Below are 861 nucleotides of genomic sequence, written 5' to 3' on the forward strand. Positions count from 1 at the left end.
CTCGCTCATCTTCTCGAGCTCGGCCTCGGTGACGAGACCCGACGAGAGCGCCTTGGCCTTGATCTTCTCGGTGTTGAGGCCTCTTCCGTTGTCGGCGATGCAGATGATGATGTGGCCGCCCTCGTGATAGGCGGACAGGCGAATGGTGCCCTGCTCGCCCTTGCCGGGGGGGGGGGGGGGGGGGGGGGGGGGGGGGGGGGGGGGGGGGGGGGGGCTGGCGAGGCGCTCGGCGGGGGTCTCGAGGCCATGATCGGCGGAGTTGCGCACCATGTGGGTGAGCGGGTCCTTGATCAAATCGAGCACCTGGCGGTCGAGCTCGGTGTCGGCGCCGTGCATCTCCAGCTCGATCTGCTTGCCGAGCTCGCTGGAGAGATCGCGGACGATGCGGGGCAGCTTCTGCCAGGCATTGCCGATCGGCTGCATGCGCGTCTTCATGACGCCTTCCTGCAGCTCGGCGGTGACGTTGGACAGGCGCTGCAGCGGCACCTTGAACTCGGTGTCCTCGTTGCGGCGGGAGATCTCCAGGAGCTGGTTGCGGGTCAGGACCAGCTCGGAGACCATGGTCATCAGGTGCTCCAGCGTATCCACGTTGACGCGGATCGACTGGTTGGCGATGCTGGCGCCCTCGGAGGCGCTCTCGTCGGCCATCGACTTCTTCGGCGCGGCCTTCTCCCTGGCGGCAGGCTTTGCGGCTTCCTTCACTGTTTCCTTGGCAACGGGGGCTTCAGCCGCCGGCGCAGGCGCGACCTTGGCGGCAGGCGCCGGCGCTTCGATCGCGGTCTCGCGGAAGGCGCGCTCGAGCTCGTCGAGCGAGACTTCGCCCGGACGCAACGGGCGCTCCAGAGTCTGCTCGATCAGCGA

At 68.3% G+C, this 861-nt stretch carries 1 protein-coding gene; it reads right to left on the reverse strand.

All coding sequences use genetic code 11. The features are described from left to right. On the reverse strand, positions 1-861 hold an 861-nt coding region (locus XH87_RS08405; RefSeq protein WP_442868246.1), incomplete at both ends, for a chemotaxis protein CheA.

The organism is Bradyrhizobium sp. CCBAU 53415, assembly GCF_028128735.1.
Taxonomy (GTDB): Bacteria; Pseudomonadota; Alphaproteobacteria; order Rhizobiales; family Xanthobacteraceae; genus Bradyrhizobium.